The 4823-nt window shown below is 33.5% G+C and carries 5 protein-coding genes and 1 pseudogene; 4 read left to right on the top strand and 2 right to left on the bottom strand.

Annotated elements, in window-relative coordinates; genetic code table 11:
- A pseudogene (locus ACHZDT_RS17545) lies at positions 1-700 on the top strand (hypothetical protein); the annotation flags it as partial.
- Positions 701-708: 8 nt separating this feature from the next.
- Positions 709-1227, top strand: a complete 519-nt coding sequence (locus ACHZDT_RS17540) for a hypothetical protein (RefSeq protein WP_394775951.1) — start codon at positions 709-711, stop codon at positions 1225-1227.
- Between the two features lie 32 nt (positions 1228-1259).
- Here ACHZDT_RS17540 and ACHZDT_RS17535 read toward each other — a convergent pair whose 3' ends face one another.
- Both ACHZDT_RS17535 and ACHZDT_RS17530 read right to left on the bottom strand, forming a co-directional pair.
- Entirely contained in the window at positions 1260-1469 is a 210-nt protein-coding gene (locus ACHZDT_RS17535) for a hypothetical protein (RefSeq protein WP_394775949.1), read from the bottom strand.
- Positions 1466-1831, bottom strand: a complete 366-nt coding sequence (locus ACHZDT_RS17530) for a helix-turn-helix domain-containing protein (protein WP_394775948.1) — start codon at positions 1829-1831, stop codon at positions 1466-1468. The genes ACHZDT_RS17535 and ACHZDT_RS17530 overlap by 4 nt, the downstream gene beginning before the upstream one ends.
- Before the next feature lie 152 nt (positions 1832-1983).
- On the opposite strand from ACHZDT_RS17530, the gene ACHZDT_RS17525 reads away from it, so the two are divergent.
- Complete coding sequence (locus tag ACHZDT_RS17525; RefSeq protein ID WP_394775947.1) at positions 1984-3294, top strand: CHC2 zinc finger domain-containing protein; 1311 nt, start codon at positions 1984-1986, stop codon at positions 3292-3294.
- Positions 3291-4655: a hypothetical protein gene (locus tag ACHZDT_RS17520; RefSeq protein ID WP_394775946.1), complete on the top strand. Its 1365-nt coding sequence runs from the start codon at positions 3291-3293 to the stop codon at positions 4653-4655. Before ACHZDT_RS17525 ends, ACHZDT_RS17520 begins: the two co-directional genes overlap by 4 nt.
- Positions 4656-4823 lie beyond the last annotated feature (168 nt).

The raw sequence follows: 4823 nt of genomic DNA, 5'->3' as shown, positions 1-4823 counted from the left end.
TGTTGACCCCCTTGCACACAAATTTCCTTGGCAATCTCCATACTGTGCAATGGATAATGACCCGATAAATAAGACCGACCCGACAGGGATGTCAGCAAGTCCAGTATATGACCAAGAGGGTACTTTACTAGGAACGGATGATCAAGGGCTGAAAGGCAAGGCCATTGTAATGGATAAAGCGAATTTTCAGCAAGGAATGAAACACGAAGATGCTTTAAAAAGTAGTCTTGGTGTAGCTGGATTTAAAGATGCTGCTGCCAAAAAGAATTTTGCAACAAGTTATAGTAGCTTACCAACTAGACCTGATTATGATGGTTATTTAACTAAATCTGAAGCCGATAATTGGTGGAAAGATAAATCAGGTAAGCCCTTATATGTTGACCAAAGTAAAATTGAATTACCGGGCATTACGACTAAAACTTTTGATAATAAAGACGGTAAATCACTTTATAATAATTTCGTTTGGGGATTGAGTAATACAGGAAAAGTTTACGGCACTCTAAAATTAACTCTTCAAAATGCAAGCACAGGCGTTATTCACATTGGAGGTCAGAAATTTTTAGATGAGTATGATTATAAAATGGATGGAAGAGCTCTGAGAGATTTTGCTACTTGGTGGGGCAGACCAGGTGGAGCAGATGACGGAAAAGATTTTTTTATACATGGATATGGACAAGCAACAATACCAATTACTAAATAAAAGCTATCATGAAAAAGTTTTTATTTATAATTATACTACTTGCATTCATAGGGTTTATTTATTTATATATCCAAGAATTATCATTCAGTCCATTGAAAGAAAAAGAATTTAAAATACTTTTTCCAAATTATAATGTAAGCGGAGAAAAAAAATGTGGTATTGATTTTCTTGGAATGAATTTTAAGGGAGAAGTATTTGAGTTTTATTTATACAAAATGAATAACGCCAAGGTTGATACAAGTTATCCTAAAATTAAAAATGAATGGGAAAATGAAGAATTAGATAGTGATGCTATTGTTTTAAAATGGAAACCTTGCCCTATTGATTCTACAACAATAGCTCAATATAAGTTCGCATTAACAGCAAACAATCTCGATGACAAAGAATGTAGTCGATTATTTAATAGTGATATAAATAACCCAAAAAATTACTACAGTTATGTTTATTTTAATGAGTTGGAACATTATTTTCTATTATATTGTCCCGATAAAGAAAGTCTTTACTACATCAGACGAAAAGGATTTTAAAACAAAAGCCACTCAATCGAGTGGCTTTTGTTTTATCCTGCATCGGCTTTAGTGAGCTTTGAGCCGTCCGCTTTAGCGGTAATAATTTTCTTGATTATTTTTAAAGTAGTGGCATCAGTAAAACTATATTGAGCCATTACAGTATTGTAGAAATCATTTGTTTGATTGATTAACCGCCCTGCATCGGCTTTGGTAAGTTTAGAGCCTGATGCAATGGCATCAATAAGTTCTTTCTTTTTCATAGTGTGGCTACATTTTTATTAAAGAAATCTTTGAATTTAGTTTTAGTGAGCATCCCATCAATAATGCGATAGACAGCGTTTTTATCTTCTTCTTCTAATTGGTCAATCAACTGCAATTTTTCATTCACTGTTTTATCCTTTATTTTAACGTCTTTAGGCATCTTTCCTTCAAAATGGATAATCTCATCCACCGTCATACCGAACAGCTTAGAAATCTTATCTAATGCCTCAATAGAGGGTTCTCGTTCGCCTTTTTCGGTTTTGTTATAGTTGGCAGGATGCAAGCCAGCGGCAGCAGCCACATCTTTTTGCAAGAGTTTTTTTTGCTCTCTTATCTTCTTTATGTTTTTACCTACGTTCATTGCTCTATGTTTTTAAATGCTATTCAATGGCAAAGATAGTCAATAAGTGAATTTTAGGCAACTAAATAAACTATATGATAAATTAAACTTGTCAATTAGTTAATCATATAGTATATTTGCACTTGTCAATAAGACTAAAAAATAATTTTATAATGGAAATACAAGAGATCAAAAGCAAGCTCACTATATCGGAAGTAATCAAGTATTACGGCTTAAAGGCGGATAAGCAGAACCGTTTAAAATGCCCATTCCACGAAGATAAAACCCCAAGTATGCAACTGTACTACAAAACGCAAACAGCGTTTTGCTTTAGCAGTAATTGCAAAATCAACGGCAAAGCCGTTGATGTGATAGATTTTATACTGCACAAAGAAAACTGCACCAAACACGAAGCCATAAAAAAAGCAGTAGAAATAATAGGAGGCGGACAAAGACAAGTTCAGCCCCCACAAACAGCAACAAGCAAAAACGATAATGTAGAAAGAGCAATGTTTTTAGAACGGATGTTTACCTACTTCAAAAATGCAGTACACAACAGCCCACCAGCAAAGGAATATTTACAAAGCAGATGTATAGATTTTAAAAATACAGAAGTAGGCTACAATGCAGGGCAGTTCCATCACGGAGCGAGAAAAGATGAAGCATTGATAAAAGAATGTTTGGAGTATGGAATATTATTAGACTTAGGATTAACAGCAAGAACAGGCGATACAGCATATAAACCTTTTGGCAAATGGTGTATTGTTTTTGCATTACGAAATAAAGCCAATGAAATAGTAAGCCTGTATTTTAGAAGCACATTAGCAGATAAAGAGCAACGGCATTTTTATTTAAGAGATAGACAAGGATTGTACCCACACTACCCACCAACAAGCACCAAAAAATTAATATTGACCGAAAGTATTATTGACTGTGTAACCTTGTTACAACAGCCCGAAATAGCTAGTAAATACAACCTATTAGCCTTGTATGGTACAAATGGATTTACGGAGGAGCATCAAAAATCAATCAAAGAATTAAAAGAGTTAGAAGAAATTATTTTCTTTTTAAATGGCGATGAGCCAGGACAAAAAGCCGTAGCCAAATATGCACCAATGTTGAAAGGGGAATATCCAAACTTAAAAATTACCAGTATAGAAGTACCGCAAAATGAAGATGTAAATAGTTTATTGCAAGGACATAGCCCAGAGATTTTAACGCATTTAATTGATACAAGAAAAGAAACACAATTTATTTTTTCATCTGAACAAGCTGTAAGTATTGATAATAATATAAGCACTCAAAACACAGAACAGATAAGTATTACAGAAGAAATAAAAAAAGAAGAGCCACAAACCACAGGACTAAATACAAACAATCCCTACAATTTAAAATACCAAGGCAACGAAGCAGCTTATCAAATAAAAGGCTTTAGAATAGACCAGTTAGATAGTTTAAAAATCACTTTACAAATTAGTTTATGATGAATAGTATAACCTTGAAATTAGACCTGTACGAATACAAACAAGTAGAAAGCACTTGTAAAATTATAGCTGAAAAATTGGGCTTACAAAAGGATATTATAGAAGCTGATTTAATGCAACTGACAAGCCTTTTAGAGCATTACAAAGAAAAACAAATACACCAAGCACAAGGTAAACAAGAAAGCAAAATACAAGTACCAACAGCAACAGTAACAAAATGTATAGAGTTTTTAAAGCGAGAAAATTTAATACAAAAAATAAATGAGTTGATAGGAAAAAGCGGAATGATAGGAGAAGAGACGAATAGGATTTTATTGTTTGTAATAGCCAGTAGTTATAAAATGCAAGATACTTTACACGGCTTAATACAAGGCAGTAGCGGAAGCGGAAAAACAAGACTACTAAAGGTTGTAAGCCATTTAATACCCGATGAAGAAGTAAAGCGATACACACGAGTAACGGACAATAGTTTTTATAATCAAGATGAATATTTTTTTGTAAATAAATTAATCTGCTTTGAAGATTTAGACGGACTGAAAGAAGATGCACAGCTTGCAGTTAGAGAATTACAGAGCAATGATATTTTACGCACCAGTACAAGTGTAAAAGATGGAAGCGGAAAAATAGGCGGAGCAGAAAGAACGGTAAGAGGCCCGATAGCTTCGCTATCCTGCACTACTAAAGGAGAAATTTATGAAGACAATGTAAGCCGTAGTTTTTTAATAGCAGTAGATGAAAGCAGAGAGCAAACACAAAAAATAATCAACTATCAAAATGAATTATCAGCAGGATTAATAGACAAAGCAGAACAAAAAAAGATAAGTGAATTTATACAAAACTGTATGCGATTATTAAAGCCGTATGAAGTCATCAATCCGTACGCCAACAAAATAAAACTACCCGAAGAAGCCCATAAAATAAGGCGATTAAACGAGTTGTACCAAAGCTTTGTAAAACAAATAACCTTACTCAATCAATACCAACGGAAGCAAGACAAACAAGGCAGATTAATAACAGAGAAAGAAGATTTAAAAATAGCTTGTGAAATATTGTTTGAAAGTATTTTATTAAAAGTAGATGAATTAGACGGTAGTTTAAGACAGTTTTTTGAACGCTTAAAAATCTTTGTAGAGAAGAAAAATAGAGAGTATGAATTTAATCGTTTTGAAGTGAGAGAAGCCACAGGCGTAAGTAAAACCCAACAACATTATTACATACAAAAATTAGTGAACTTGGAATACATCAAACAATATGGCTTTGCAAACAGAGGCTTTAAATATAAAATAGTGTATTGGGATAACATCGCAGGATTAAGAGCTAAAATAAAAGACAATCTAACCAACCAGTTAAATGAACTATAAGCGAACACCACAGAACACCAAACCGAACACCAGAACCATTGTAAATAAAGGATTAAGGCATAAAATAGGCTTGGCGTTCACCGTTCTAAAAAGTATGGATATATGGGCAGACCTTCAAACATCGTAGTAGTAAATGCAGACTACAGAAAAATAGCACAAACATTTTAC

This window comes from Flavobacterium sp. (assembly GCF_043722275.1).
Lineage (GTDB): Bacteria > Bacteroidota > Bacteroidia > Flavobacteriales > Flavobacteriaceae > Flavobacterium.
The sequence above is the reverse complement of the archived record's forward strand: the minus strand, read 5'-3'. Positions and strand labels throughout refer to the sequence as shown.

What these genes read in the sequence shown, in the direction of transcription:
- ACHZDT_RS17530 (WP_394775948.1), bottom strand. Translation starts at nt 1,831, where the DNA reads ATGAACGTAGGTAAAAACATAAAGAAGATAAGAGAGCAAAAAAAACTC.
- ACHZDT_RS17525 (WP_394775947.1), top strand. Translation starts at nt 1,984, where the DNA reads ATGGAAATACAAGAGATCAAAAGCAAGCTCACTATATCGGAAGTAATC.
- ACHZDT_RS17540 (WP_394775951.1), top strand. Translation starts at nt 709, where the DNA reads ATGAAAAAGTTTTTATTTATAATTATACTACTTGCATTCATAGGGTTT.
- ACHZDT_RS17520 (WP_394775946.1), top strand. Translation starts at nt 3,291, where the DNA reads ATGATGAATAGTATAACCTTGAAATTAGACCTGTACGAATACAAACAA.
- ACHZDT_RS17535 (WP_394775949.1), bottom strand. Translation starts at nt 1,469, where the DNA reads ATGAAAAAGAAAGAACTTATTGATGCCATTGCATCAGGCTCTAAACTT.